The organism is Pseudomonas sp. MH9.2, from assembly GCF_034353875.1.
Lineage (GTDB): Bacteria > Pseudomonadota > Gammaproteobacteria > Pseudomonadales > Pseudomonadaceae > Aquipseudomonas.
The window spans coordinates 2,141,636-2,165,052 of sequence record NZ_CP133784.1 but is presented as its reverse complement, the minus strand read 5'-3'; the positions used below and the strand labels follow the sequence as shown (position 1 = coordinate 2,165,052).

Here is a 23,417-nt window from a genome sequence, read left to right as displayed (position 1 = left end):
TCGCTTGGGGTGATCTGACTGTCCCTCGACTGACACAAGAGGAACAGCGTCTTCTAGGGGCATTTTATATCGCTGGTTTTTTTCGCCTGACGCTCGGAGGTGAGCAGCAATTTTTGCCGTTCTTTGATGGTTCATCTGTAAGTGTACCTCTACTGCCCAAGGCCGAAGTTCGAAGTTCTGCACACGTTCAACGATCAAATACTTATAATGTCCAAAGTTTTGAAACTCTTTACTCTGATGACGCTTCATCTACACCAGGAAAATGGGCCTGGACCATCAGGCTGGGGGAGGGCGAAATAAAAAAACAGGCATCATTCAGCAAGTCAGAGCGCTATACACACCACCTCCATCACAGTTTTTTGAACTTGAAAAATACGATAGCATCATCGCCGGCCAAACTCGAACTCTACCCCCGCGACAATGAAGATCCCGTTGATATCTCACGCTACACGCATTTAAGTTTTTACGTCACTCATCTACTCGAAGAGAATCCTCAAGCGCTCGTAAAGCTTGATATTGCGTTAGGTAATCTCATATTAAACCCGGCTGCAAATCAAATCATGTTGTTGCCTGTCGTTGAAATAGTTCCTGGCGTTGAAACTTTCCTCTTGCAGCAAATTTTAGTGCCTCTCAGTAATTTAAATATTGATTTTTCTCAGCCCGTCAATATGCTCTCCTTTACGCTACCTGAAGGCGGAAATATCTATTTGTCCGACATTGCTTTTATCAGTCCAGCTGCAGTCGATACGCCCTCTTTCACCTCGCTACCTTTCATTGCCGTTGAAGACTCCTACATCGAGTCCAAGGAGACAGTTCAGGACCTGAACATTACGGTCACCCTATCAGAGGCTAGTGCGCTGAGCGTCTCCATGCGCCTGGAAACTGTAATATTTCATATGGTTAAAAAAATGATGAAGCTTGAGGCGCTTATTGTATTTGAGCCAGGGCAGGATAAAGTAATCGTCACGTTCTCGATACCTCCAGGTGCCTTGAGGGGCGAGAATGGACACTCTTCTCTCATTCTCGTGCGAGGACTATCGAATGCTTTATTTCAACGTGACCAAGCAACCTTGTTTGTCACAAATCCCATAAAATAACAATCATGACGGTACAAGGGCCGCCGCTGAAACTAAGGGTGCGGCCTGACCTTTTAGGAACGGTCTGAAGTAAGACCTTCTTTTCACAGCGGCCCCGCGCTAAACGCTTAAAAAAGACGTATTGTTAACATCACGAAAAAATCGGCCTGCATTCATAAATTAGCCGCTTTTCAGAACCCATAACCCCACGGCTCTTTGCGTCCGTTGTCTGGGGCAGCGAAAACGCTGAAAAGTCGCTATTTTTGTAGGACATGAGTAGGACGCTTCTTGAAATGCGTGGCTGATTTCCCAAAGTAATTTTCGCGTATTGCCCCTCTCCGAAAGACCCTTCAGTCTCTGCAGTCAGAAAACTTCAGATTGAGAGGACAGGGCATGTCAGAAATTGTCTCTGATGACGTAAGCCCTTTGGGTCGGCTCAGGTATCAGGCTGCGAGTCTGGCGATCAACTCTGCTGAAGGCGATCCAGTCGTTCGCCTAGGGCTGATTACCACGCTCTACTTCAGGCACGGCCACACACTGGAAACCAAACAGCGGATAGAAGAATGTTTCGTCTGGTTTCGCCAGCAGTTCAAAGCCAGGCTCAAATGGCAGTTCTACAAGCACCTGCGAAAAATGACGCCCAGCAGCTTTGCCGGTTGTCGACGCAAGATTCTCGACAGTTCGCCGGACGAGCAATTTATCTGGTCGATTGGCAGTGGCACGTTGCAAGAAACTGCCGAGTATCGGCTGTTTGTCATGAACACGCCCCGAAGCCAGGCCGACATTGATCGCTCCTGTCTGAAAATGGTCTTGCCGTTGTCCATGCTGCTTGAGCCCGAAGGCGCTCAACGCTATGAGTGCTGGCTTAAATACCTGTGTGATCAGGTCCAGGCAGAGCATGGCTATGGTGGTCTGGCGTGCGTGTTTCCTAATGACGGTCATCACTACTTCCCGTTGGAATACCAACTGGCGCAGAAATATACCGGCCTGATGGTCGATCCCTTGCCGCATATAGACAGCTTGCGCTTGCTCGATCACATCAAAGGGGTGAATTGGTACACGATTATTGGTAACCGCTTTGTCGCGCGGTTGGGCGGCAGCGATGCATTGCGCCGACAGCTCAGCCGTTGCAGTGCCGTCGTTTTTCATGCCTATAACGATGGCTTGATCATCCGCGCCGGCGTCTTGCCGGACCTGGGCAGGCAGGGTGAGGCGTCGCCAGCGGCTTACGTTGATGTGAACGCTGCGCTCAAATCGATACGCGTACAGGACACCGGTTGTCTGCACCCCTATCCCGTGCATGGAGGCTTTAGCGAAGCGTCCACCGCGCGGTGGTATGCGCGCTTCGACGAACAGCCCAAGCCTGCGCTTAACGTGGGTGACCCCTGCACGCACACCGGTTACTGGTTCAGCAACGCCACGGCGCGCTCGCGGCGACTGTTTACCGAAGGTGACGTCATGCCGGCTTTCCCGCACTTGAAGGCTGGGCGGGTTCAATGGTTTTGGGTGGAAGGGGCCAAGTGATAGTGGGCTCAATGACTTTCTGAGGACCAGGGACCGACGCCAGGGGTACCCAAACTCGTCTCGATGAATACTGCGTTATCCCCATCAGCGGTCTACGCTCAGACGACACCGTAAAGCCACGACCCGAAACCTGCGCCGCTGCCCGCGATAACCTTGGGCATGGCGATCTTCGAGGAATAACAATTGAACAAAATCTACTCGACCGCCGAATCAGCTCTGCAAGGTCTCGTCGAAGATGGCATGACCCTGGCGGTTGGCGGCTTTGGCCTGTGTGGTATTCCGGAAGCCTTGATCGCCGCGCTACGAGACAGCGGCAAGCGTGAGTTGACCGTCATCAGCAACAACGCTGGCGTTGACGGCTTTGGCCTGGGCCAACTGCTCACCACCCGGCAGATCCGCAAAATGATCTCGTCCTACGTGGGCGAGAACAAAGAGTTCGAGCGTCAGTATCTGGCTGGAGAGCTGGAGCTTGAATTCACCCCTCAAGGAACACTGGCCGAAAAGTTGCGTGCGGGCGGCGCGGGTATCCCGGCGTTTTTTACCAAAACCGGTTACGGCACCTTGGTCGCCGAGGGCAAGGAAACCCGTGAGTTCGATGGCGAGTGGTTCGTGATGGAGCGCTCCCTGCGCGCCGACGTTGCCTTGGTCAAAGCCTGGAAGGCGGACAAATCCGGCAACCTGGTGTTCAACAAGACCGCGCGCAACTTTAACCCGCTGGCAGCCATGGCCGCGAAAGTCTGCGTGGTCGAAGTCGAAGAGATCGTCGAGCTCGGCGAGCTGGACCCGGATCAGATTCACTTGCCGGGCATTTACGTACAGCGTCTGGTGCTCAACGCCACGCCTGAAAAACGTATCGAACAACGCACTGTGCGGAGCGCCTGATCATGGCCTGGACTCGTGAAGAAATGGCGCAACGCGCTGCCCAAGAATTGCAGGACGGCTTTTACGTCAACCTCGGTATCGGTTTGCCGACGTTGGTCGCCAACTACATTCCCGAAGGCATGGACGTTTGGCTGCAAAGTGAAAATGGCCTGCTGGGTATCGGCCCGTTTCCGCGTGACAACGAAGTCGACCCTGACCTGATCAATGCGGGTAAACAGACCATCACCACGTTGCCCGGCAGCAGCTTTTTCAACAGTGCCGACTCGTTTGCGATGATCCGGGGCGGCCATATCAACCTGTCGATTCTTGGGGCCATGCAGGTTTCTGAAAAAGGTGATCTGGCCAACTGGATGATCCCTGGGAAGATGGTCAAGGGCATGGGGGGCGCCATGGACCTGGTAGCCGGGGTCAAGCGTGTTGTCGTATTGATGGAGCACACGGCCAAGGGCGGCGCCCACAAGCTGTTGAAAAACTGCGACCTGCCGTTGACCGGCGTTGGCGTGGTCGACCGGGTCATCACCGACCTGGCCGTGCTGGATGTCACCGAGGCCGGTTTGAAACTGGTGGAAATTGCCCCTGAGGTGAGCCTGCAAGCGCTGCAAGACGCTACGGGGTGCAAGGTGATTTCCGATTGAAACATTCTGCGAGGCCGGTCAGGCAGGCCCGGCTTAAGGGGGCGGTCCAGCGAACCTTGTCTTTGTGAATAATTCCCTATCTCCACCAGCCGTCTAAGCTATGACGACACTAATAAGATTGGGGAATGCGCAATGAGGGGTCTGCTGAAACAAGCTGTAGTGGGCGGATTGTTATGCCTGTGCTTCAGCCATGCTTGGGCGGCAGCTGAAACGACGGCGAAAACAGTCGATGATGGGCAGGCCGCCAAGGCCTTGCTGGTCAAAGCGCTGGCTCGATATCACGATCAGGGCGATAAGGCATTTGCCGAATTCAGCCGTCAGGGGGACTTCGTCAAGGGGGAACTCTATGTCTATGTGGTCGATACCAACGGCGTGATGCTGGCCAGCGGCGGGCCTTCCGTTGCGTTGATCGGACGTGACGTGTCCGATTTACTGGGACCTGATTTGCAAAAAGCGTTCAAGCAAGGCCTGGCGGCACCGCAAGCCGAGGGTATCCAGCAGGCAGAATACCGCTGGCAGAACTGGAGCGATGGCAAGGTCGAGCTCAAGCACGTGTACTACCAGCGTGTGGGTGACCGGATCCTGGCGGTCGGTTATTACCTGCCACGCGCATCGTCCGAACAGGCCAAGGCCTTGCTGGACAAAGCCTCCGCTGAACTGGCCAAGGACGAGCAGGGCACCCTCAGCGCCATCAACAGTTTGAAAGGCGGGTTCCTTCACGATGACCTCTATGTGTTCGTGGTCGATCTGAACAACCAGCGTTATGCCGCCCACGGTACCAATCTGCGGCTGATCAATACGGATTTCAGCAAGGTCAAAGACCCTGAAGGTAAGCCCGTGGGCGAGCCGATTCTGGCGTTGATCAAAAAACAGGACGAGGGCGAATACGAATACCGCTGGCGCAACCCGGTGACCAACAAGGTAGAGAACAAGCACGCGTACGTGCGCAAGGTCGGTCACTATCTGGTCGCGGTGGGTTACTACAGCCTATAACGTCATCAACCCTGTCGCTTCGTCAGACCGCCGCGAATCAGCGACCTGGCGAAGCTGTTTCAGACGTCCCTGTCTTTGTCCCCGCGCCCGCGCAACAGGTTGTCAGGCATCGCCAGTGCGGCGGCCAGACCTAACAGCGAAATCCCCGCGCTGACCATCAGTAAATGCCGGAATGTCAGGAGCAATTCCCCTCGCAAGTATTGTTGCGCCGGTCCACTGGCGGCATTCAGGCTGTCCATCAATACGTTGCCCGAACTGCCTTCGGCGCCCATGGGGGTGCCGCTCAGTTGTGCGAGGCCGGACCGTTGCAGCATTGCCAGCAGCAGCGCCGACATCAGTGCCACACCGACTGCGCCACCCAGTGAGCGGAACAGGTTGGTGGTGCTGGTGGCGACGCCCATGTCTCGCTGCGCCACCGAATTTTGAGTGCCGACCAGCGACGTTGGGAACTGCAGGCCGCTGGCAAAACCGGTCAACACCATGAACGCACCGCTGAGCAGCGCTGCTTGCGGTGGGGTGTAGGCCATGCCCAGGATGGCAAGGGGCATCAACACTGCTCCGATGAGAATCATCGGTTTGTAGCGCCCGGTCATTGAGGTGCGCCGGCCGGCGAAATACGCGCCCATGGGCATGCCGATGGCCAATGGCATCAGGTGCAGGGCTGCGCTGTCGGCACCGCCGCCGGTCACGGTCTGGAAGCGCAGTGGCAGCAACACGATCAAGGAGATGGCCTGGAAACTGGTGAAGAACATCGTGCACCAGCACAACACCGCGTTGCGATTTGCAAACAGGTGCATCGGCAGCAAGGGCTCCTGGGTGCGATGCTCGTACCCGACAAACGTGATCAGGGCCAAGAGCGCGATCCCCAGCAGCGCGAGCACCTGGCTGTCGCGCCAGTCATGGCCTTGGCCGATTTCGGTAATGCCCAGCAACAGCGCACTCAGGCCGATGATCATCAGCAGCGTGCCGAGGTAGTCGATGATCGGCTTGCGTTGTGGAATAGGCAGCCCGACCAGCCTGCGGTGGGCGATCCACAAGGCGCTGATGCCCAGCGGCAGATTGATCAGGAATACCCAGCGCCACGACAGGTATTGGGTCATGAAGCCGCCGAGCACCGGCCCGGCCACGCTCGCCAGCGCGTACATGCCGCTGAAGTAACCTTGATAACGCCCGCGTTCGCGAGGCGGGATGATGTCGCCAATGATCGCCTGACTGACCGAAACCATGCCGCCCGCGCCGATGCCCTGAAGTATCCGCGCCAGCACCAGTTGCTCCATGCTTTGGGCCACGCCGCAGAACAATGAGGCCAGGGTGAACATTCCCAGACCAAACAGCATCAGGCGCCGGCGTCCATACAGATCGCCGAGCTTGCCATAAATAGGCACCGCAACAGTCATCGCCACCATGTAGGCAGAGATCACCCACGCGAGCAGGTCGAAATCGTTGAATTGCGCAGAGATCGCCGGCATCGAGACTGCAACAATGGTCTGATCCAGTGCGCTGAGAAAGACCGCCATCATCAGCGCGAATAACACGCCTCGGATCGCAGGTTTAGGTTGGTTGAGACTGGTCAAGTAGGGGCTCAACTAGCAGTGACCTCGCCGTAAAAGTCGGCAGGACAGGGCAGGCTATTCTAGACCGATAGCAGGCTACTCGATAGGGCGGTATGCATGCCGGCCGAATAACAAATTGCGAATCTCTGTCAAAGGTTCTCATCCCATTCGGGTCCTGCCTTGAACCGGTCGACGAGGAAGTCCAACAAACTGCGCAAGGTGGTGGGCATATGCTTGCGTGAGGCGTACACCGCATACAGGGTCAGGTCCAGAGGCCGCGCTTCGGGTAATAGCCGGATCAGCTCACCGTTGCGCAGAAACGGGCTGACCAGGTACGACGGTAGCATTGCCACGCCGGCTCCAGCCATGGTTGCACGCATCAGGGCGGTGGTTTCGTTGCCACTGATATTGCCGTGGATAGGCACAGCGACCTGTTCGCCATCCTGCTCGAAATGCCACAGGCTTTTACCGAAATAGGAATGTGTCAGGCAATTATGCTCGCTGAGGTCTTCCACTCGCAGTGGCGAGGGATGTTCGTGCAAGTAGCCCGGTGACGCGCAGATCACCGAGCGACAGACCGTTAGGCGCCGCGCAATCAGATTCGGGTCCAAGTCATTGCTGGCTCGAATGGCCAGATCAATGCGCTCGTCGATCAGATTCACCGTGCGGTCCAGGGCCTGCATATCGATGCTCACGCCGGGGTGCCGTTTAACGAAGTCGCTGACCGCATCGGCCATTTGCGCGTGACCGAAAGAGGTACTGACGCTGATGCGTAAAGCGCCGCGCAGCGTATCGGCCGGAACGCTGACAGCCGCCTGCATATCGGCCGACAGCTCTAATAACTGCCGGCAGCGTGGCAGGGTTTCGTTGCCTGCGGCGGTGAGGCTCAGTTTGCGCGTGGTGCGGTGCATCAGGCGTGCGCCGATCCAGTCTTCCAGCTCGGCCAGGTAGCGCGAAATCACTGGTCTCGACATGTCCAGATGGTCCGCCGCTGCTGACTGGCTGCCCCTGTCCACCACTGTCACGAACACCCGCATTGCGATTAGCCGATCCATGATTTGCCCGATTTTAGAAACAAACTATGCTCAAGCATCGCATTTTTTGTACTGAGTCGCGCAACTAAGCTCTGTTCATTACCTTACCTTCGGAGAACCACCATGAGCAAAATCGCAATTATCGGTGCCACCGGCCGTGCCGGAAGTCAGCTGTTAGAAGAAGCCCTGCGCCGTGGTCATAGCGTGACGGCCATTGCTCGGGACCCTTCCTCTCTCGCCGGACGTGCGGGCGTGGTCTGCAAAAACCTGGATGTCAGCGATGCCAAGGCCTATACCGATGCAGTCGCCGGGCATGACGTGGTGATCAGTGCGACGCATTTTTCCAGTGTGTCGGCCCGCGCGACCATCGAACCGGTGAAGCAGGCTGGGGTTCCCCGTCTGTTGGTGGTAGGCGGGGCTGGCAGTCTGTTCGTCGCGCCGGGTCTGCGGGTGATCGATACGCCAGACTTCCCTGAAGAGTACAAAGCCGAAGCCGGCGCGGGTGTGGCGTTTCTGGAGACGCTGAGTCAGGAAAAGTCGCTGGACTGGACCTTTCTTTCGCCGTCGGCGGAGTTCTTCGAAGGCGAACGCACCGGTGCATTTCGTCTGGGTAAAGACGATTTGCTGGTCAGTGCCGCCGGTAAAAGTTCGATCAGCTTTGCCGACTATGCCATCGCCATGCTCGATGAAGTTGAGCAGCACGCGCACCCGCGTCAGCGCTTTACAGTTGGCTATTGAGCGTCAGTTATTGACTGGCGCGCTCGGCCGCCTGGACGAGCAGCCAGTCGATCAGTTCGCGTAACTCGGGCGATGGGTCGGAGCGTTCGGGATACACCAGGTAATACGCGGCACCGGTGCGCACCTTGAGGTCGAAGGGCGCCACCAGCCGTCCGGCGCTGAGGTCCTCGCCGATCAGAGCCCAATCACCGATGGCCACGCCTGTCCCTTGTGATGCGACTGACATGGCGAGGTCCAGCGTGTCGAAATGCTGGCCCTTGGCGATATTACTGACGGTCGCTCCGGCGACCTTGAGCCAGCTTTCCCAATCACGCTGGTCGCGAGTCGGGTGCAGCAGCATGTGCTGCTCCAGATCGGCCAGGGTCTTGAGCGGTATCGGCCCGGCCAACAGTTGCTGAGAACAGACCGGGGTCAATTGCTCATCGAATAGATGATGTGCCGCCACCGAATTGGCCGGCGGTGCCCCATACACTACGGCGGCATCAAACTCTTCGCGGCGGAAATCCACGGCATGTTGCACGGTGGTGGTCAGCTCGACGGGGACATCCGGGCGCTCTTTCTGCCACTGCAACAAACGCGGCAGCAGCCACCGCATCATGCACGTCGGGGCCTTGAGTCGCAGGGTTTCGCGTTTCGCACCGACGTGTTCGACCGCTTCGTCGATCAACGAAAACACTTTCTGAATCCGTGGGAACAGCTCGCGCCCTTGGGCGGTCAGGCTCAGTCCGCGTGCCTGGCGCTGGAACAACGTATAGCCCAGATGACTTTCCAGCCCCGAGATCTGCCGGCTCACTGCGCCTTGGGTGATGTGCAGCAGTTCTGCGGCCCGCGTGAAATTGCAGCACTGGGCTGTAATCAGAAAAGTATGCAGGGCAGGTAAGGGCGGCAGGCGTTTCATCGGGGCTCAGGCATGAATGGAGGACATGCCTAGCATGACATTTTTTGCGTTGTCACCGCTACGGCATGCCGGGTCCAATTGGGCCTCATCTGCAGTGTGTCTGGCAGGCCTGAGCGCCGCGACAACGTGCAGTTCCCGAATAAAAGAAAGGCAGGCGAACATGGCAACGTGCGGCGAAGTATTGGTCAAATTGCTCGAGGGCTATGGCGTCGAGCAGGTCTTCGGTATCCCGGGTGTGCACACCGTCGAGCTCTATCGCGGGCTCGCCGGCTCGTCGATCAACCATGTCACGCCGCGCCATGAGCAAGGCGCCGGCTTCATGGCCGACGGTTATGCGCGCACCCGTGGCAAGCCGGGTGTGTGCTTCATCATCACCGGCCCCGGCATGACCAACATCACCACGGCCATGGGCCAGGCCTACGCTGACTCGATTCCGATGCTGGTGATTTCCAGTGTGCAATCGCGCAGCCAGTTGGGCGGCGGGCGCGGCAAGTTGCATGAGCTGCCATCGCAGAGCAATCTGGTCGCGGGCGTTGCCGCGTTTTCCCACACCTTGATGTCGGCGTCGGAATTACCGGCAGTGCTGGCTCGCGCGTTTGCGTTGTTTCAGGCCGGTCGTCCACGCCCGGTGCACATCGAAATCCCCCTTGATGTATTGGTAGAAAATGCCGACGCGTTGCTCACCAGCGAACCTGTGAATGTCAGCCGTGCCGGTGCGGCGCCCGAGGCCATCGCGCGAATGGTCAGCCTGCTGGCGGCGGCCAGGCGGCCATTGATTCTGGCCGGTGGTGGCGCCATAGATGCCGCGCCTGCGTTGGCACGGCTTGCTGAACAGTTGGAAGCCCCGGTAGCGCTGACCATCAATGCCAAGGGCATGCTGCCATCGCGTCACCCACTGTTGATCGGCTCAACCCAATCGCTGGTGGCGACGCGTGCGCTGGTAGCTGAGGCCGATGTGGTATTGGCCATCGGCACCGAACTGGCCGAAACCGATTACGACATCACCTTCGCCGGTGGTTTCGAGATCCCGGGTGCATTGCTGCGCATTGATATCGACCCTGATCAGACCGTGCGCAACTATGCGCCGCAGGTGGCGCTGGTCGCCGATGCCGACACGGCCGTGCAAGCTTTGTTGGCCGGGCTTGGCAAAAAAGAACTGGCTCCACGCTGCGCGGACTGGGGCCACACGCGCGCCGCTGCGTTGCGCGAAACCCTGGCGACCACCTGGGACGACGCCACTCGCGGGCAGACTGTTTTTTTGCAGACGGTGCTCGACGTGTTACCCGATGCGGTGCTGGTCGGCGACTCGACTCAACCCGTCTACACCGGCAATTTGACCCTCAATCTGGAGCAGCCGCGTCGCTGGTTCAACTCATCGACCGGTTACGGCACCCTCGGTTACGCCTTGCCTGCCGCGATTGGCGCCTGGCTGGGGCGTGCTTCTGAAGCCAAGGCTCGTGGCGCCGTGGTGTGCCTGATAGGCGATGGGGGTTTGCAATTTACCCTCTCGGAACTGGCCAGCGCTGTGGAAGCGCGCACGCCGATCATCGTCCTGCTCTGGAATAACCAGGGCTACGAGGAAATCAAAAAATACATGGTCAACCGCTCGATTGAACCGGTGGGCGTCGACATTTATACCCCCGACTTTATCGGCGTCGCCAAAGCCTTGGGCTGTGAAGCAGAGAGGATTGCTGGCGTCGAGGAACTGAAGCTGGCGTTGCGAAAAGCGGGCGACCGCCAATGCCCGACCTTGATCGAAATAGACCAGACCCTCTGGATGACCGGAATGAAAGCATGCTGAACGCTCAAGCGAACCCGAATAGCACACCCCTTGCTGGGCTCTACATTGATGGCCAATGGTTGTCGGGCAGTGAGCAACTTAGGGTGATCAACCCGGCCACCGAAGCGCCGCTGGCGACGTTGGCTGGCGGCGATGCCACGGACGTCGAACACGCTGTGCGAGCCGCGCGTCTGGCACTCCCTATCTGGTCACAGACCACGGGAGCGGCCAGGGGCGTGCTGTTGCGCAAGATCGTCAGCGGGGTGCGGGAACGACGCGAGCGACTGATTGAGCTGCAATCGCGCAACAACGGTAAGCCGCTGTTTGAGGCCGCAATCGATGTCGATGATGTCATCGCCACATTCGACTATTACGCCAGCCTGGCCGAAGCGCTGGACGGGCAGCAAGACAGCACCGTGACGCTACCCAGTGAAGACTTCGCGGCGCGTCTACGGCGTGAACCGTGTGGCGTCGTCGGGTTGATCGTGCCGTGGAACTTCCCGATGGTCACCACTGCCTGGAAGCTGGCCCCCGCCTTGGCAGCCGGCTGTTGCGTGGTATTGAAACCGTCGGAAGTCACGCCGCTGCCGGAGCTCGAACTGGCCGACATCATTGCGCAAAGCGGTCTGCCCGCCGGGGTGTTCAACCTGGTCTGCGGGACCGGGCTGGCAGTCGGTGCGCCACTGTCGGCGCACCCGAACGTCGCGAAAATCTCATTTACCGGCAGCACTGCGGTGGGGGTTCAGGTTATGCAGCGGGCCGCTGAAACGGTCAAGGGCGTGAGCCTGGAACTCGGCGGTAAGTCCTCGCTGCTGGTGCTGGCCGATGCCGATCTGGATCTGGCGGTGGAGCTGGCCAGCGGTGGCGGATTTTTCAATGCCGGGCAGATGTGTTCAGCCACCAGTCGTGTATTGGTTGCCGATGAGTTGGTCGACGCATTCCTCGAAAAGCTCAAGGCGCGCGCCGAAGCCATCCGCGTGGCCGACCCCTTCGAGCCCGAAGTCGAGATGGGCGCACTGGTCAATCAGGCTCAATACCAACGGGTGCTCGGGCATATCGCGCGGGGTGTGAACGACGGCGCACGCCTGGTGTGCGGTGGTAAGCGGCCTGCGGATCTATCCCGCGGATATTTTATACAGCCCACGGTGTTCACCGATGTGCCCCTGGACAGTGCGTTATGGCGCGAAGAGATTTTCGGCCCTGTGCTGTGCGTGCGCCGTTTCGCCACGGAAGACGAGGCCATCGCCTTGGCCAACGACAGCGAATTCGGCCTTGTGGCCAGCGTGGTCAGTCGCAATCCGGGCACGGCTGATCGTGTCGCCAATGCACTGCAAGCAGGCCTGGTATGGATCAACGCGCCGCAGGTGATTTTTCCGCAGGCCGCGTGGGGTGGCTACAAGCAGAGCAGCATCGGTCGCGAGCTGGGGCCTTGGGGACTGCAGGCTTTTCAGGAACTCAAACACGTCATCCGCGCCGCCTTTTAGCACCAAAGCAGCTCACGCATGCCTCCTGTCGAGGCATGCGTTTGACACATGGCTTCAATGACAAATTTTCGATTGTTGCGTCTCAAGCCCCGCCTCAGGATGACCGTGTCGAATCAGCCACGGCCCCCGGAGCACGGGAGCTGTAGCGGGATCAACTGGCGCACTCAGCCTGGGGCGAAGCTGCGATCAATCCTCACTTTTAGAAAAACAAAAGGAGTCCGTCATGGGCGAGCATGATCTGAACAGAAGGCAATTCATCAAGACGGTGGGCGTTGCATCGGTCGCCGCGGCTGCGATGTCGATGCCCTTCATCAGGGCCAGTGCCAGTGATACCCGGTTTCAGGGGAAAACCCTGCGCTTGCTCACCTGGTCCGACGACACTGGCCTGGCGGCACTGCGCAATATCGCGGCCACCTTCGAAGCCAAAACCGGTGCCAAGGTTATTGCCGACCGTACTGGCAGCACCTCGGAAATGGTCGCCAAGCTCAAGGCCGGTGGTGATCGTCCGCAATACGACATCATCACCCTCGCCGGTGTCGGTGCTGAAGGCCTGGCCGCTGCCGGTCTGCTGGAAAAACCAGACCTCAATCGCATCCCCAATATTGTCGACGTGCCTGAAAAATACCGCACAGGCGCCAACGGTCACGGCATCGGTTATCTACTGTGGTGCAACAGCCTGATCTACAGTACCCGCACGGTAAAAGAAGCGCCGGACAGCTATGCCGCACTGTGGGATCGGGATCTGGCACCGAACATTTTCCTGCCGCCGCCGAACTGGACCGAGGCCATGGACCTGATCATCATCGCCGCCAAACTGGCCGGTGGCGATGAGCACAACATCGAACCCGGTTTCAAGAAACTGGCAGAGCTCAAGGACCGCGTAGTGACCTTGGGCGAGAACCCGAACCAGATTGCAGAGCTGTTCCGCACGGGCTCGCTGGACATGGGTGGCCTGTATGCCCCGGCGTTCTTTCCGAAACAGATTCGCGATCCGGCCTACGGTCTGGGTGCTACCTTTGGTATGAAAGAAGGCTTCTATACCGACCTGATGCAGTCGGTCATGCCGAAAAATCGTCCGGGCGACACCGATCTGGCTTACGCCTTCATCAACCATTCTCTCGACCCTTTGGTGCAGGGCAAGATGGCCGAAGACATCTTCAACGGCCCGGTCAACGCCAAGGCAATCATCTCGGCAGAAGCGCGCAAGAGCCCGTACATCCTTACGCCGGAACAGATTGCCGACAAAGCGATCATGCACGACAACGCTTTCCTGGCCACCGTTCACGATCAGTGGATTCGTCGTTACACGGAAATCTTCTCTTCCTGAGTTGCGAATCGCGGGCAAGCAAGCGCCTACATGCTCCTGTAGGAACGCGCTTGCCCGCGATGCTGAATCCATCTCCCACGAGATCACCGCCATGGAACACCCTCCTTTGATCAGCTCGGCCGCCGCGCCCTCGGTACGCCGGGCTAAAACGATTTCCCCCACGGCGCGCGCCTGGCTTTTTCTCTCGCCATCGATGCTGTTTCTCGCGGTGTTGATTGCCGCCAGCCTCCTGGTGTTGCGCATGAGTGTCGGCACCAAGGGCGCCGAATGGTCCGGCTTCAGCCTTGCCAGCTACGCACAACTGGCTGAGCCGTATTACCTGAAGTCATTACTGCTGACCTTGCGCCTGGCATTGTTCAGTGCGGTGATCGCGGTGGTACTGGCGATTCCGGTGGCGTACACCATGTCGCGCTTGCAGTCGCCTTTGTTGCGTCGGGTGTTTCTGGCTGCCGTGCTCCTGCCGCTGCTGGTCAACCTGCTGCTGCAAAGCTACGGCTGGCTGGTGATTCTCGGCCCGGGCGGCATGCTCAATCAGGCGTTGATGGGGCTGGGCATCATCACCCGTCCGGTGATGATGCTCTACAACCAAAATGGTGTGCTGATGGGCCTGGTGCAAACCGCTTTCCCATTGGCGGTATTACCGATTGCCAGCGCCATGCGCGGGGTTTCGCGCAGCTATGAAGAAGCCGCCGCCACCTTGGGCGCCAGTCGTTTTCAAGTGTTTCGCCAAGTAGTGTTGCCGATGAGCCTGCCTGGCATCATCACCGGCGCCACGCTGGTGTTCGCCTACAACGCCAGCAGTTTCGTCGTGCCGTTACTGCTCGGCGGTCGGCGGGTGCCCATGCTGGCGGTGATGGTCCACGACCAGATCGCGCCCCTGATGAACTGGCCTGCTGCCTCGGCTGCCGGTGTGGTGTTGATCGTCACCACCCTGGCAATCATGACCCTCTCTGAATACATCACCGGCCGTCGTCGCCGTCTGCTGGAGGCTTCGCAATGAGCAGCCCCTCGAAAAGCCGCTTGCGCTTTCAACCGATCCTACCTGGAGACACCGGTCGCTTGGCGGGTGTCCTCTCAGGCTTCATTCTGTTGCTGGCCGTGCTGCCGATTCTGACCATGATCGTCATGTCGTTCAGTGGTGCCTCGAACCTGGACTTTCCGCCCAGCAGCTACAGCCTGCAGTGGTACAAGGCCGCCTGGAATACCTTTGTTTCCCCCGACGCCAGTGATGTGTTGAGTCTAGGTAAAGCCATGACCACCAGTCTGTGGGTCGCGTGCCTGACCATGGTCCTGGCGACCCTGGTCGCGGTGCCTGCGTCCTATGCCCTGACACGCTGCGAATTTCGCGGCAAGGGTGTGGCACTGCAACTAATGTCGCTGCCGCTGGTGTTTCCCATGGTGGTGCTCGGTCTGGCGTTGCTGCTGATATTCGACAGCCTGCCGTTTCAGATGAACACCTCGCGGCTCGTTATCGCACACGTAATTCTGGCGCTGCCGTTCGTGGTGAAAAACTGCACTGCGGCGATGATGTCCATCGGCAGCGAAGTCGAGGAGGCCGCGCAAATGCTCGGCGCTTCACCGTTGCGGGCCATTGTCGACGTGGTTGTGCCGTTGATGAAATCGGGGATTCTTGCCGGGATGTTGTTGGCGTTTATCGTCTCGTTCAACGAGTTCACCGTCACCTACTTCCTCTACAACATCGACGTGATGACCGTGCCGATCTGGATGTACAGCCGCACCGTGTCATCGCTGGATCCGACCGTCTTTTCGTTTGCCGTGTTGATCGTGCTGATCGACTTCGTCCTGATTTGGGCGTTGGAGAAGCTGGTCGGTGAAGGTGGCGTTTCGTTCTAATTTTTTGAGGTTTAGGTAAATGACCGGATTAATCCTGGAAAACGTCGAGAAATTCTACGGCTCGGCCTGCGCGGTAACGGACGTCAACCTGCACCTGCCCGAAGGCAAACTGGTATGTTTTCTCGGCCCCTCCGGCTGCGGCAAGACCACCTTGTTGCGCATGATCGCGGGCCTGGAAACCTTGAGCGGCGGCGAGATTCGTCTCGATGGCGAGGACGTGAGCCATACCCCGGCGCACCAGCGCAACTTCGGCATGGTGTTCCAGTCACTGGCGCTGTTCCCGCACATGACGGTGGGGGAAAACATCGCGTACCCGTTGAAACTGCGTGGCGTAAGCAAGGCCGACCAGCAAGCGCGGGTCAAGGAATTGCTTGAGTTGATCCAGTTGCAGCAAATGGTTGATCGGCCAGTGGCCAAGCTTTCGGGTGGTCAGCGTCAGCGCGTGGCCATTGCGCGGGCGATTGCATCGCACCCCAAGCTGCTGCTGTTGGATGAGCCCTTGTCGGCACTCGATGCCAAGCTCCGCGAGTCGATGCAGGTGGAGATTCGCCAACTGCAACAACGGCTGAATATCACCACTATCCTGGTGACTCACGATCAGCGCGAAGCCATGACCATGGCCGACATTGTGGTGGTACTGGGACAGAATCGCGTGCAACAAGTTGGCACGCCGATTGAGATCTATCGCAACCCGGCCAACGAGTTCGTCGCCGACTTTATTGGCTCGGGCAATATCTTTCCTGCTATCGCACTGGGCAACGGGCGCGTCGGCTTGCCCGGCGGTGAAGCGTTGGACGTACCGATCTGCGCGAGCATTGAGGCGGGTGCCAAGATCAAAATGTTGGTGCGCCCGGAGGATCTGCAACTATCGTTGCCGCTGCCGACTGCTGGCAATCGTCTGTTGGGCACCGTGACCTTCGTTCGTGATATCGGCGCGACCATCGAAACCACTATCGATTGCGCCGGTGTTTCGCTGACCGCGCTGAGTACCCCGTGCCAGGGCTTCGGTCTGAGCATCGGCAATCCGGTGTCGATCACCATTCCTGCCGAGGCTTGCCGGGTACTGACGGCCTGAACGTGTATGACTGACCGCTGGTGGCGGGTTAAACGCGCTTGCGCAGCCGAGCCAGGTCGCGCAAGGGCGGTGCGCCGAACAGACGGCTGTACTCGCGACTGAACTGCGAAGGGCTTTCATAGCCGACCCGATAACCGGCTGCCGAGGCGTCCAGCCCGTCAGCCAGCATCAACCGTCGGGCTTCCTGCAACCGTAGCTGCTTTTGGTACTGCAAGGGACTCATGGCCGTCACCGACTTGAAGCGATGGTGCAGCGTTGACACGCTGAGGTTCACTTCGCGCGCCAGATCTTCGATCCGCAAGGGTTGCTCGTAGTTGCTGTTGAGCCATTTTATTGCCTGCGTGACGCGATGCGTCTGGCTGTTGGACATCGCGATTTCATACAGCTGATAGCCCTGCTGACTGCGTAACAGACGGTAAAGGATCTCGCGCTGAATCAGCGGCGCGAGCATGGCAATGTCTTTTGGAGTGGACAGCAAGCGTGTCAGACGCAGCACTGCATCGAGCAGTTGCGAATCAATGCGCTCGATATACAGCCCGCGTCCGGTCGGACGGGTCGGCACGCTCATGAGGCCGGCTTCGGCGATCAGGGTATTGATTTGCGCGGGGTCGATGTCCAGACGCAGCGCCAGGTTCGGGTGCTCCGGCGTGGCATGCTGAATACAGCCACTGAGCGGCATCGCCACCGAAAGCACCAGATAATTCAGCGGGTCATAGGTGTAGCTTTCGTCACCCAGGCGCACGTCCTTGCTGCCTTGGGCGAGGATGCACAGCGCTGGTTGCGCCAGCGTCGGAAACGATTGGACCGGATGATCGTAGCGAACCATGTACAGCGGCGCGACGGCAGTGGTGAAAATGCCATCTTCAGGCGCAAAGCGTCGAATGATATCGGCCAGCTCGGCACGCTGCTTTTCCATATCATCGTCCACCTGAACGCTAGGGGGCTCACGCTGTAACATGCCTCGAATCCTCTGATGGTTCACCGATGAGCACAGCCTATTTTTGTGCAAAAAAAAGCGCTACCTGGATTCTGCTCAATGCTTGCCTGATTCTGTCGGCGCGCGTGCAGAGAGGCAGCAACTCCCGCTTATCAAGGCCTGAACTTGCTTGATGCTCCGTTGTTCGACAGGCGCGGAATTGTTGCGCTCAGGTTCAGGTGCAACAGGCAGCAAACACCCTGATGCAGTAATAGGCAATAACCGGGCAGAAACCGGCTAACGGCAAATTCCCCTACCGGCCTAATCTCTGGTGCTGTAGCGAGTTGCGCCGCGCCCCATAAAAGCTGTCCACCTCAGGAGTGCAGATCATGCCCAATCCAGGCCCCGTGAGCCACCTTGCCTTTGCCCGTGCCCGAACCGGATGCAGTGCACACTTGGGCGTGCGATTGAGTCGCCTGATCGAACCGACGCTGAAGGCTCCTGGCTGTCTGCACTTTGCGTTGCAGCAATCAATGTGCGATCCGGATTTGTGGTTGGTGTCCGGCTTATGGTCTAGCGAGCAGGCGATGAACGCTTACTTCTCGACCCCGGAACTAAGCGTTTTCGCTGACGTGGTGCAGGAACTGGTGGTCAGCAGTCTGGATTTTCATACCTTTGCCACTGTTAGCGCGGCGCAGGCTAACCAGATGCACGGTGTGGACATGACCACCGCCCTGCGGTCTGGCGTGCAAACGGTTTAGAATTGCCGCGATCCCATTAACAGGCAGGATAAGCGGCATGGCACGTAAAGAGTTCAAAGACGTCGAAGCGGTTTCCGCAGTCATGCCCGGTGAGGGCGGTTACGATGCGGCGATTGCCGTCAAAGCCCATGGCGCGGGTGGCGCGCCACGTTTTCATCGTGTGCTGGACGGGCAAAAATTCAAAACAGCGCATGAAGCCGACCAGGCCGCGACCGAGGTATTGGCCCGTCTGGTCGATGTCGATGCGCACGGCGAGTTGGTGTTTTAACCTGGTTTAAACGGTGGGCCGGTACATCTTGAACAGTGATTCCGGCCCCAGCTGAAAGTAATCGGCAGGGCCGCCTCCGCGCAAAATAGGCTCTGCGGCCGCAGTGTCGTAGATGCCGTCTTTCAACAGTGACTTGGCAATATGCACCGCCACCACTTCGCCAAGAATCAGCCAGCTCGACACCAACTCTCTGTTCGCGCGTTGCAGCTGCACGATCTGCGTGACCTTGCATTCGAACGACACCGGCGTCTCCAGCACGCGCGGCACCTTGATGATGCGCGATGCCACGGGGGTCAGGTTCGCCAACTCAAATTCATCAGTTCCCGGCGGGACGGCTGCGCAGCTCTTGTTCATTGCTTCGGCCAGTGGCCGCGTCGCCAGATTCCAGGCGAACTCGCCAGTCTGTTCGATGTTATTCAGGCTGTCCTTACGACCGACACTGCAAAAGCCAATGATTGGCGGAATGTAGTTAAAGGCGTTGAAGAAACTGTAAGGCGCCAGATTCAGATTGCCCTGAGCATCCTGGGATGAAATCCAGCCGATAGGACGCGGGCCGACGATGGCATTGAACGGGTCGTGGGGCAGGCGATGCCCTTGGGAAGGTTCGTAGAAATGGATATCGTCTGGCATGGCGGGATTCCTGATGACAACAGCTGCTTTGGGAAAGACTGCCATAGTGCAAGGCATCGACCAGCGTTTCCAGACTTTCATGCCGCGCAAAATTAAGCCCGGCATAAGCCGGGCTGGAAGGAGCAGTGTGAGCTGTTAGCTCACACGGTTTGCACCGACGTGGTCAGCACCATCAGCGGCGACACGGTTTGCACCGACGTGGTCAGCACCATCAGCGGCGACACGGTTTGCACCGACGTGATCAGCGCCATCAGCGGCGACACGGTTTGCACCGACGTGATCAGCGCCATCAGCGGCGACACGGTTTGCACCGACGTGATCAGCGCCATCAGCAGCAACATGAGTAGCGCTAGTGTGAGCCGAACCATTTTCTGCAAAAGCGGGAAGGGCGAACGCGCTGCTGGCCAATACCGAGAACGCCAGGCCGAAGATAAGTTTTGAAGTTTTCATGATGTTTGCTCTGCATGTTCGTGGGTTTTAAGTTGCTATGGGGTGAATGTTACGCCGCTCGGTTTAATTAAGAAGTCATTAAGGATGCTAGCGACTATTGCTGAAATTAATAGTACGTAAATTCTCATATAAATCATGTGGTTGCTGTGGTAGTGGGCGTCGGGAACGGAGGGTAATGTGCACTGGGTACTCGCTTTTTCGGTGACGTCAGACACGAGGTTGGCAGCAGTAGAGTGAGCAGTAGAATTATTATTCTGGAGAGGTAGTGCACGCACTTTTCATACCGAAGTTACGTGTTGTTTGCCGGTGCAACAATACAACGGGCTTTCATAAACTCCGTAAAAGAATCAGCCCGGCATAGGCCGGGCTGAAGGTAAATCCAAGAGGTGTTACCTCAAACGGTTTGCACTGTCCGCGTCATCACTCAGCCGCTACGCCGCTCAGCTTTGTTAATAATTAAACAAAGGGTGCTATTAACTGTCATTAAAAATAATAATTAATAAAAGCCAATAAAATCATGTAGATGTGTGCAGTTGTCGGTGGGTATGCAAACGTCTAATGGATATTTCCGACTTTCTTGCGACCCACTCATGCCCGATTGGGGAGGCCGTTGAGGTGTTAAGAAAAGGGGCGACCACTTGAAGTGGTCACCCCTTTTTTGACTGCGTGTCCCGATTAGAAATCGACATTCACGCTCAGTCGGTTTCAATCCGTGAGTGCTTTCGGGTGTCCTTCATGAACACGTAAACCAGCAGCGAAACGGCAATACAGGCGGTGACGTACCAGTAGTAGCCCGTCTCCATGCCGATGCTTTTGAACCACAGCGCGATGTATTCCGCGGTGCCGCCGAAGATCGATACGGTCAAGGCATAAGGCAAGCCCACGCCCAAGGCGCGAATTTCGGTGGGGAAGAGTTCGGCCTTCACCACGGCATTGATCGAGGTGTAACCGCTGACAATAATCAGCGCCGCCATGATCAGGAAGAACGCACCCCACCAGCTCTGGACGGTGTGCAAGGTGGTCAGGATCGGCACCGTGAACAGCGTACCCAACACGCCGAACGCAATCAGGATAGGACGCCGTCCGATTTTGTCCGACAGTGCGCCGACCAAGGGCTGGATGCACATGAACAGAAACAGCGTGGCCGCTGAAATGGTGGTGGAGTCGGAGATGCTCATGCCGACGGTGTTCACCAGGTATTTCTGCATGTAGGTGGTGTAGGTGTAGAAGGCCAGGGTGCCGCCCATGGTCAGGCCGACCACGGTCATCAGCTCCTTCGGATGACGCATCAAGGTGCGCATCAGGCTTTCTTTTGGTTTCTCTTTTTTCTGGGTGAACGACTCGGTCTCTTCCATCCCGCGCCGCAGGTACAGCGCGACCACGGCACACAGGGCGCCGATCACGAACGGAATACGCCAGCCCCATGCGTACAGCTGCTCAGTGGTCAGGGTTTGCTGAAGGATGATCAGTACCGCCAGCGCGATGAGTTGACCGGAAATCAGCGTGACGTACTGGAAGCTGGAGAAGAAGCCGCGACGTTCCTTGGTGGCCATCTCACTCAGGTAAGTCGCCGAAGTGCCGTATTCGCCACCGACTGACAAGCCCTGTAGCAGGCGGGCGAATATCAGCAGAATCGGTGCGCCGACGCCGATGATTTCGTAACTCGGGGTCAACGCGATGATCAGCGAGCCGAAGCACATCAAGAACACCGATATCATCAGTGCAGCTTTGCGTCCCTTGCGGTCGGCGTAAATGCCCATCAGCCAGCCGCCGATCGGGCGCATCAAAAAGCCCACGGCGAAGATCGCAGCGGTGTTGAGCAGTTGTGCGGTGGTGTCGCCCTGAGGGAAGAACGATTTTGCGAAGTACAACGAGAAAGCGGCGTAGACGTACCAGTCGTACCACTCGACCAGGTTGCCGACCGAGCCGCTGAAAATCGATTTCAGGCGACTGCCTGTGGTTTTTTCTTTGGTCGACGCGGCAGCCGACCCTTTAGACAGAGAGTTGGGGATGTCCATCACGGATCCTTTAAGTCATTATTTTTAGTGGAGCACGCACAAGCGCAGCCTGGCAGTCCTATAGCAGGAGCTGTGCCAGGCCAGTGATGGCCGGTCTAGAAGGGTTTGGGTGATTTTTTAGGCGGGAATCCGCTCATTGGCGTGATTCCCATGAGCGGAAAGTTGCCGATAGGGCGGCTTATTCCGCAACCAGCAGAAACATTTCCCGTTGCAGGCCGTGACGCTGCATTTTCTCGTTGAGGGTCCTGCGTGGCAGTTGCAGTTCGTGGAGGACGGCCTTGATGTCGCCTTTGTGCCGGGTCAGTGCGCTGCGCAGGCAATGGGCTTCGAACGCCTCTTGCCGGGTGGCCAGTGACTGTCCCGACTCGGTGGCTGTGGGCTCTGCCTGGCCCAATCCCAAGACTTGACGTTCTGCCGCGTTGGCCAGTTCGCGGACATTGCCCGGCCAGTCATGGCTGAGCAGATGGCTCAGTTGCGCGCCGCTCAATACCGGCGCCTTGCGCCCCAGGCGTTTGGCGGCGGTGCGAGCGAAATGGCCGAACAGCAGCGGAATGTCTTCGCGGCGCTCGCGCAACGGCGGCAAACGCAGTTCGGCCACGTTCAGGCGATACGCCAGGTCTTCGCGAAAACGCCCGGCCCGTGCCTCTTCCAGCAGATCTGGTTTGGTCGCGGCGATAATCCGGATGTCGAGAGAGATGCTCCGGTTAGAGCCCAGCCGTTCGAGGCGCTGCTCCTGAATAACGCGCAGCAATTTGACCTGCTGGGCCAGCGGCATGCTTTCAATTTCGTCGAGAAACAACGTACCGCCGTCGGCGTACTCCAGCTTGCCGATACGTTTGCCCTGCGCGCCCGTGAAGGCACCGCTTTCGTGGCCGAACAGTTCGGCTTCGAACAACTGCTCGGGGATCGCCGCGCAATTGAGTGCGACAAAGGGTTTGCCCGCCCGAGGGCCGAAGTCATGCAGGCAGCGCGCGACCAGTTCTTTGCCGCTGCCGGTTTCGCCGCGAATGACCACGTTGACGGGCAGTTGCGATAGCTCCAGCACTTGCCGGCGCAGGGTGTGCAGACTGGGTGCAACGCCCAGCAGGGTTTCGTCCAGTTTGGACTTGGCATCGGCTTGTTCATGCAGGCGTCGGTTTTCCAGGACCAACTGCCGCTTCTCCAGCGCCCGGCGTAGGCTACTCATCAGCGTTTCCGGGCTGAAGGGTTTTTCCAGAAAGTCATAGGCACCATCGCGCATGGCATCCACCGCCATGGGCACATCGCCATGCCCGGTCAGCAGGATCACCGGCAAGTCCGGGTCTAAGCGTTGCAGGCGGGCCAGAAACTCCAGGCCGCTTATCCCTGGCATGCGCACATCGCTGAGGATGACGCCGGGAAAATGATCGGGCAGTGCGGCCAGGCAATCTTCCGCGCGGCTGTGCACCTGCACACGGAACCCGGACAGCGACAGCCATTGTTGTACCGCATCGCGGATGCTGGCTTCGTCATCGACCACAATTACAGAATTCAGCATGCAGG

The 23,417-nt window shown here is 58.1% G+C and carries 22 protein-coding genes; 14 read left to right on the top strand and 8 right to left on the bottom strand.

The window, feature by feature from the left end; translation table 11 throughout:
• The first annotated feature begins 113 nt into the window (after window positions 1-113).
• From RHM55_RS10115 to RHM55_RS10095, 5 genes are all read left to right on the top strand, one after another.
• Complete coding sequence (locus RHM55_RS10115; RefSeq protein WP_322181651.1) at window positions 114-1,097, top strand: hypothetical protein; 984 nt, start codon at window positions 114-116, stop codon at window positions 1,095-1,097.
• Between the two features lie 372 nt (window positions 1,098-1,469).
• Window positions 1,470-2,600: a DUF3396 domain-containing protein gene (locus RHM55_RS10110; protein ID WP_322181648.1), complete on the top strand. Its 1,131-nt coding sequence runs from the start codon at window positions 1,470-1,472 to the stop codon at window positions 2,598-2,600.
• A gap of 183 nt (window positions 2,601-2,783) precedes the next feature.
• A complete protein-coding gene (locus tag RHM55_RS10105; RefSeq protein ID WP_322181646.1) occupies window positions 2,784-3,482 on the top strand; it encodes a CoA transferase subunit A in 699 nt (232 codons plus the stop codon).
• A 2-nt stretch (window positions 3,483-3,484) separates the two neighbouring features.
• Window positions 3,485-4,117 carry a CoA transferase subunit B gene (locus RHM55_RS10100; RefSeq protein ID WP_322181644.1) on the top strand — a complete coding sequence of 211 codons (633 nt, stop codon included), beginning with the start codon at window positions 3,485-3,487 and terminating at the stop codon, window positions 4,115-4,117.
• A 132-nt stretch (window positions 4,118-4,249) separates the two neighbouring features.
• On the top strand, window positions 4,250-5,110 hold the full coding sequence (locus tag RHM55_RS10095) for a cache domain-containing protein (protein ID WP_322181642.1): 861 nt from the start codon (window positions 4,250-4,252) through the stop codon (window positions 5,108-5,110).
• A gap of 59 nt (window positions 5,111-5,169) precedes the next feature.
• On the opposite strand, the gene RHM55_RS10090 is transcribed toward RHM55_RS10095, so the two are convergent.
• Both RHM55_RS10090 and RHM55_RS10085 read right to left on the bottom strand, forming a co-directional pair.
• Entirely contained in the window at window positions 5,170-6,684 is a 1,515-nt protein-coding gene (locus RHM55_RS10090) for an MDR family MFS transporter (RefSeq protein ID WP_322181640.1), read from the bottom strand.
• 128 nt (window positions 6,685-6,812) lie between these two features.
• Window positions 6,813-7,718, bottom strand: a complete 906-nt coding sequence (locus tag RHM55_RS10085) for a LysR family transcriptional regulator (RefSeq protein ID WP_322181638.1) — start codon at window positions 7,716-7,718, stop codon at window positions 6,813-6,815.
• A gap of 102 nt (window positions 7,719-7,820) precedes the next feature.
• Here RHM55_RS10085 and RHM55_RS10080 point away from each other — a divergent pair, with 102 nt between their 5' ends.
• Window positions 7,821-8,435, top strand: coding sequence for an NAD(P)-dependent oxidoreductase (locus RHM55_RS10080; RefSeq protein WP_322181636.1), 615 nt, complete (start codon window positions 7,821-7,823; stop codon window positions 8,433-8,435).
• A 7-nt stretch (window positions 8,436-8,442) separates the two neighbouring features.
• Here the strand turns inward: RHM55_RS10080 and RHM55_RS10075 are convergent, their stop codons facing one another.
• Entirely contained in the window at window positions 8,443-9,333 is an 891-nt protein-coding gene (locus tag RHM55_RS10075) for a LysR substrate-binding domain-containing protein (RefSeq protein ID WP_219062162.1), read from the bottom strand.
• 160 nt (window positions 9,334-9,493) lie between these two features.
• Between RHM55_RS10075 and RHM55_RS10070 the strand changes: the two genes are divergently transcribed.
• From RHM55_RS10070 to RHM55_RS10045, 6 genes are all read left to right on the top strand, one after another.
• Window positions 9,494-11,134, top strand: coding sequence for a 5-guanidino-2-oxopentanoate decarboxylase (locus RHM55_RS10070; protein WP_322181633.1), 1,641 nt, complete (start codon window positions 9,494-9,496; stop codon window positions 11,132-11,134).
• On the top strand, window positions 11,128-12,597 hold the full coding sequence (locus RHM55_RS10065; protein ID WP_322181631.1) for an aldehyde dehydrogenase family protein: 1,470 nt from the start codon (window positions 11,128-11,130) through the stop codon (window positions 12,595-12,597). The genes RHM55_RS10070 and RHM55_RS10065 overlap by 7 nt, the downstream gene beginning before the upstream one ends.
• Before the next feature lie 223 nt (window positions 12,598-12,820).
• Complete coding sequence (locus RHM55_RS10060) at window positions 12,821-13,924, top strand: ABC transporter substrate-binding protein (protein WP_322181629.1); 1,104 nt, start codon at window positions 12,821-12,823, stop codon at window positions 13,922-13,924.
• Between the two features lie 91 nt (window positions 13,925-14,015).
• The gene (locus RHM55_RS10055; protein ID WP_322181627.1) at window positions 14,016-14,924 is read left to right on the top strand and encodes an ABC transporter permease; all 909 of its coding nucleotides are present in this window, start codon (window positions 14,016-14,018) and stop codon (window positions 14,922-14,924) included.
• The gene (locus RHM55_RS10050) at window positions 14,921-15,778 is read left to right on the top strand and encodes an ABC transporter permease (RefSeq protein ID WP_219062157.1); all 858 of its coding nucleotides are present in this window, start codon (window positions 14,921-14,923) and stop codon (window positions 15,776-15,778) included. The genes RHM55_RS10055 and RHM55_RS10050 overlap by 4 nt, the downstream gene beginning before the upstream one ends.
• 19 nt (window positions 15,779-15,797) lie before the next feature.
• Entirely contained in the window at window positions 15,798-16,853 is a 1,056-nt protein-coding gene (locus RHM55_RS10045; protein WP_322181624.1) for an ABC transporter ATP-binding protein, read from the top strand.
• 28 nt (window positions 16,854-16,881) lie between these two features.
• Here RHM55_RS10045 and RHM55_RS10040 read toward each other — a convergent pair whose 3' ends face one another.
• Window positions 16,882-17,811, bottom strand: a complete 930-nt coding sequence (locus tag RHM55_RS10040; protein WP_322181622.1) for an AraC family transcriptional regulator — start codon at window positions 17,809-17,811, stop codon at window positions 16,882-16,884.
• A 347-nt stretch (window positions 17,812-18,158) separates the two neighbouring features.
• Here RHM55_RS10040 and RHM55_RS10035 point away from each other — a divergent pair, with 347 nt between their 5' ends.
• Window positions 18,159-18,530, top strand: a complete 372-nt coding sequence (locus RHM55_RS10035; protein WP_322181619.1) for an antibiotic biosynthesis monooxygenase family protein — start codon at window positions 18,159-18,161, stop codon at window positions 18,528-18,530.
• Between the two features lie 37 nt (window positions 18,531-18,567).
• Window positions 18,568-18,798 carry a hypothetical protein gene (locus RHM55_RS10030; protein ID WP_322181618.1) on the top strand — a complete coding sequence of 77 codons (231 nt, stop codon included), beginning with the start codon at window positions 18,568-18,570 and terminating at the stop codon, window positions 18,796-18,798.
• Window positions 18,799-18,804: 6 nt separating this feature from the next.
• Here RHM55_RS10030 and RHM55_RS10025 read toward each other — a convergent pair whose 3' ends face one another.
• From RHM55_RS10025 to RHM55_RS10010, 4 genes are all read right to left on the bottom strand, one after another.
• Window positions 18,805-19,428 carry a flavin reductase family protein gene (locus RHM55_RS10025; RefSeq protein ID WP_322181616.1) on the bottom strand — a complete coding sequence of 208 codons (624 nt, stop codon included), beginning with the start codon at window positions 19,426-19,428 and terminating at the stop codon, window positions 18,805-18,807.
• Between the two features lie 135 nt (window positions 19,429-19,563).
• Window positions 19,564-19,878: a hypothetical protein gene (locus tag RHM55_RS10020; RefSeq protein WP_322181614.1), complete on the bottom strand. Its 315-nt coding sequence runs from the start codon at window positions 19,876-19,878 to the stop codon at window positions 19,564-19,566.
• 695 nt (window positions 19,879-20,573) lie between these two features.
• The gene (locus RHM55_RS10015) at window positions 20,574-21,896 is read right to left on the bottom strand and encodes an MFS transporter (RefSeq protein WP_322181612.1); all 1,323 of its coding nucleotides are present in this window, start codon (window positions 21,894-21,896) and stop codon (window positions 20,574-20,576) included.
• 178 nt (window positions 21,897-22,074) lie between these two features.
• Window positions 22,075-23,412: a sigma-54 dependent transcriptional regulator gene (locus tag RHM55_RS10010; protein WP_322181610.1), complete on the bottom strand. Its 1,338-nt coding sequence runs from the start codon at window positions 23,410-23,412 to the stop codon at window positions 22,075-22,077.
• Window positions 23,413-23,417 lie beyond the last annotated feature (5 nt).

What these genes read in the sequence shown, in the direction of transcription:
- RHM55_RS10110 (WP_322181648.1), top strand. Translation starts at nt 1,470, where the DNA reads ATGTCAGAAATTGTCTCTGATGACGTAAGCCCTTTGGGTCGGCTCAGG.
- RHM55_RS10100 (WP_322181644.1), top strand. Translation starts at nt 3,485, where the DNA reads ATGGCCTGGACTCGTGAAGAAATGGCGCAACGCGCTGCCCAAGAATTG.
- RHM55_RS10095 (WP_322181642.1), top strand. Translation starts at nt 4,250, where the DNA reads ATGAGGGGTCTGCTGAAACAAGCTGTAGTGGGCGGATTGTTATGCCTG.
- RHM55_RS10085 (WP_322181638.1), bottom strand. Translation starts at nt 7,718, where the DNA reads ATGGATCGGCTAATCGCAATGCGGGTGTTCGTGACAGTGGTGGACAGG.
- RHM55_RS10080 (WP_322181636.1), top strand. Translation starts at nt 7,821, where the DNA reads ATGAGCAAAATCGCAATTATCGGTGCCACCGGCCGTGCCGGAAGTCAG.
- RHM55_RS10075 (WP_219062162.1), bottom strand. Translation starts at nt 9,333, where the DNA reads ATGAAACGCCTGCCGCCCTTACCTGCCCTGCATACTTTTCTGATTACA.
- RHM55_RS10070 (WP_322181633.1), top strand. Translation starts at nt 9,494, where the DNA reads ATGGCAACGTGCGGCGAAGTATTGGTCAAATTGCTCGAGGGCTATGGC.
- RHM55_RS10065 (WP_322181631.1), top strand. Translation starts at nt 11,128, where the DNA reads ATGCTGAACGCTCAAGCGAACCCGAATAGCACACCCCTTGCTGGGCTC.
- RHM55_RS10060 (WP_322181629.1), top strand. Translation starts at nt 12,821, where the DNA reads ATGGGCGAGCATGATCTGAACAGAAGGCAATTCATCAAGACGGTGGGC.
- RHM55_RS10055 (WP_322181627.1), top strand. Translation starts at nt 14,016, where the DNA reads ATGGAACACCCTCCTTTGATCAGCTCGGCCGCCGCGCCCTCGGTACGC.
- RHM55_RS10050 (WP_219062157.1), top strand. Translation starts at nt 14,921, where the DNA reads ATGAGCAGCCCCTCGAAAAGCCGCTTGCGCTTTCAACCGATCCTACCT.
- RHM55_RS10045 (WP_322181624.1), top strand. Translation starts at nt 15,798, where the DNA reads ATGACCGGATTAATCCTGGAAAACGTCGAGAAATTCTACGGCTCGGCC.
- RHM55_RS10040 (WP_322181622.1), bottom strand. Translation starts at nt 17,811, where the DNA reads ATGTTACAGCGTGAGCCCCCTAGCGTTCAGGTGGACGATGATATGGAA.
- RHM55_RS10035 (WP_322181619.1), top strand. Translation starts at nt 18,159, where the DNA reads ATGCCCAATCCAGGCCCCGTGAGCCACCTTGCCTTTGCCCGTGCCCGA.
- RHM55_RS10030 (WP_322181618.1), top strand. Translation starts at nt 18,568, where the DNA reads ATGGCACGTAAAGAGTTCAAAGACGTCGAAGCGGTTTCCGCAGTCATG.
- RHM55_RS10025 (WP_322181616.1), bottom strand. Translation starts at nt 19,428, where the DNA reads ATGCCAGACGATATCCATTTCTACGAACCTTCCCAAGGGCATCGCCTG.
- RHM55_RS10020 (WP_322181614.1), bottom strand. Translation starts at nt 19,878, where the DNA reads ATGAAAACTTCAAAACTTATCTTCGGCCTGGCGTTCTCGGTATTGGCC.
- RHM55_RS10015 (WP_322181612.1), bottom strand. Translation starts at nt 21,896, where the DNA reads ATGGACATCCCCAACTCTCTGTCTAAAGGGTCGGCTGCCGCGTCGACC.
- RHM55_RS10010 (WP_322181610.1), bottom strand. Translation starts at nt 23,412, where the DNA reads ATGCTGAATTCTGTAATTGTGGTCGATGACGAAGCCAGCATCCGCGAT.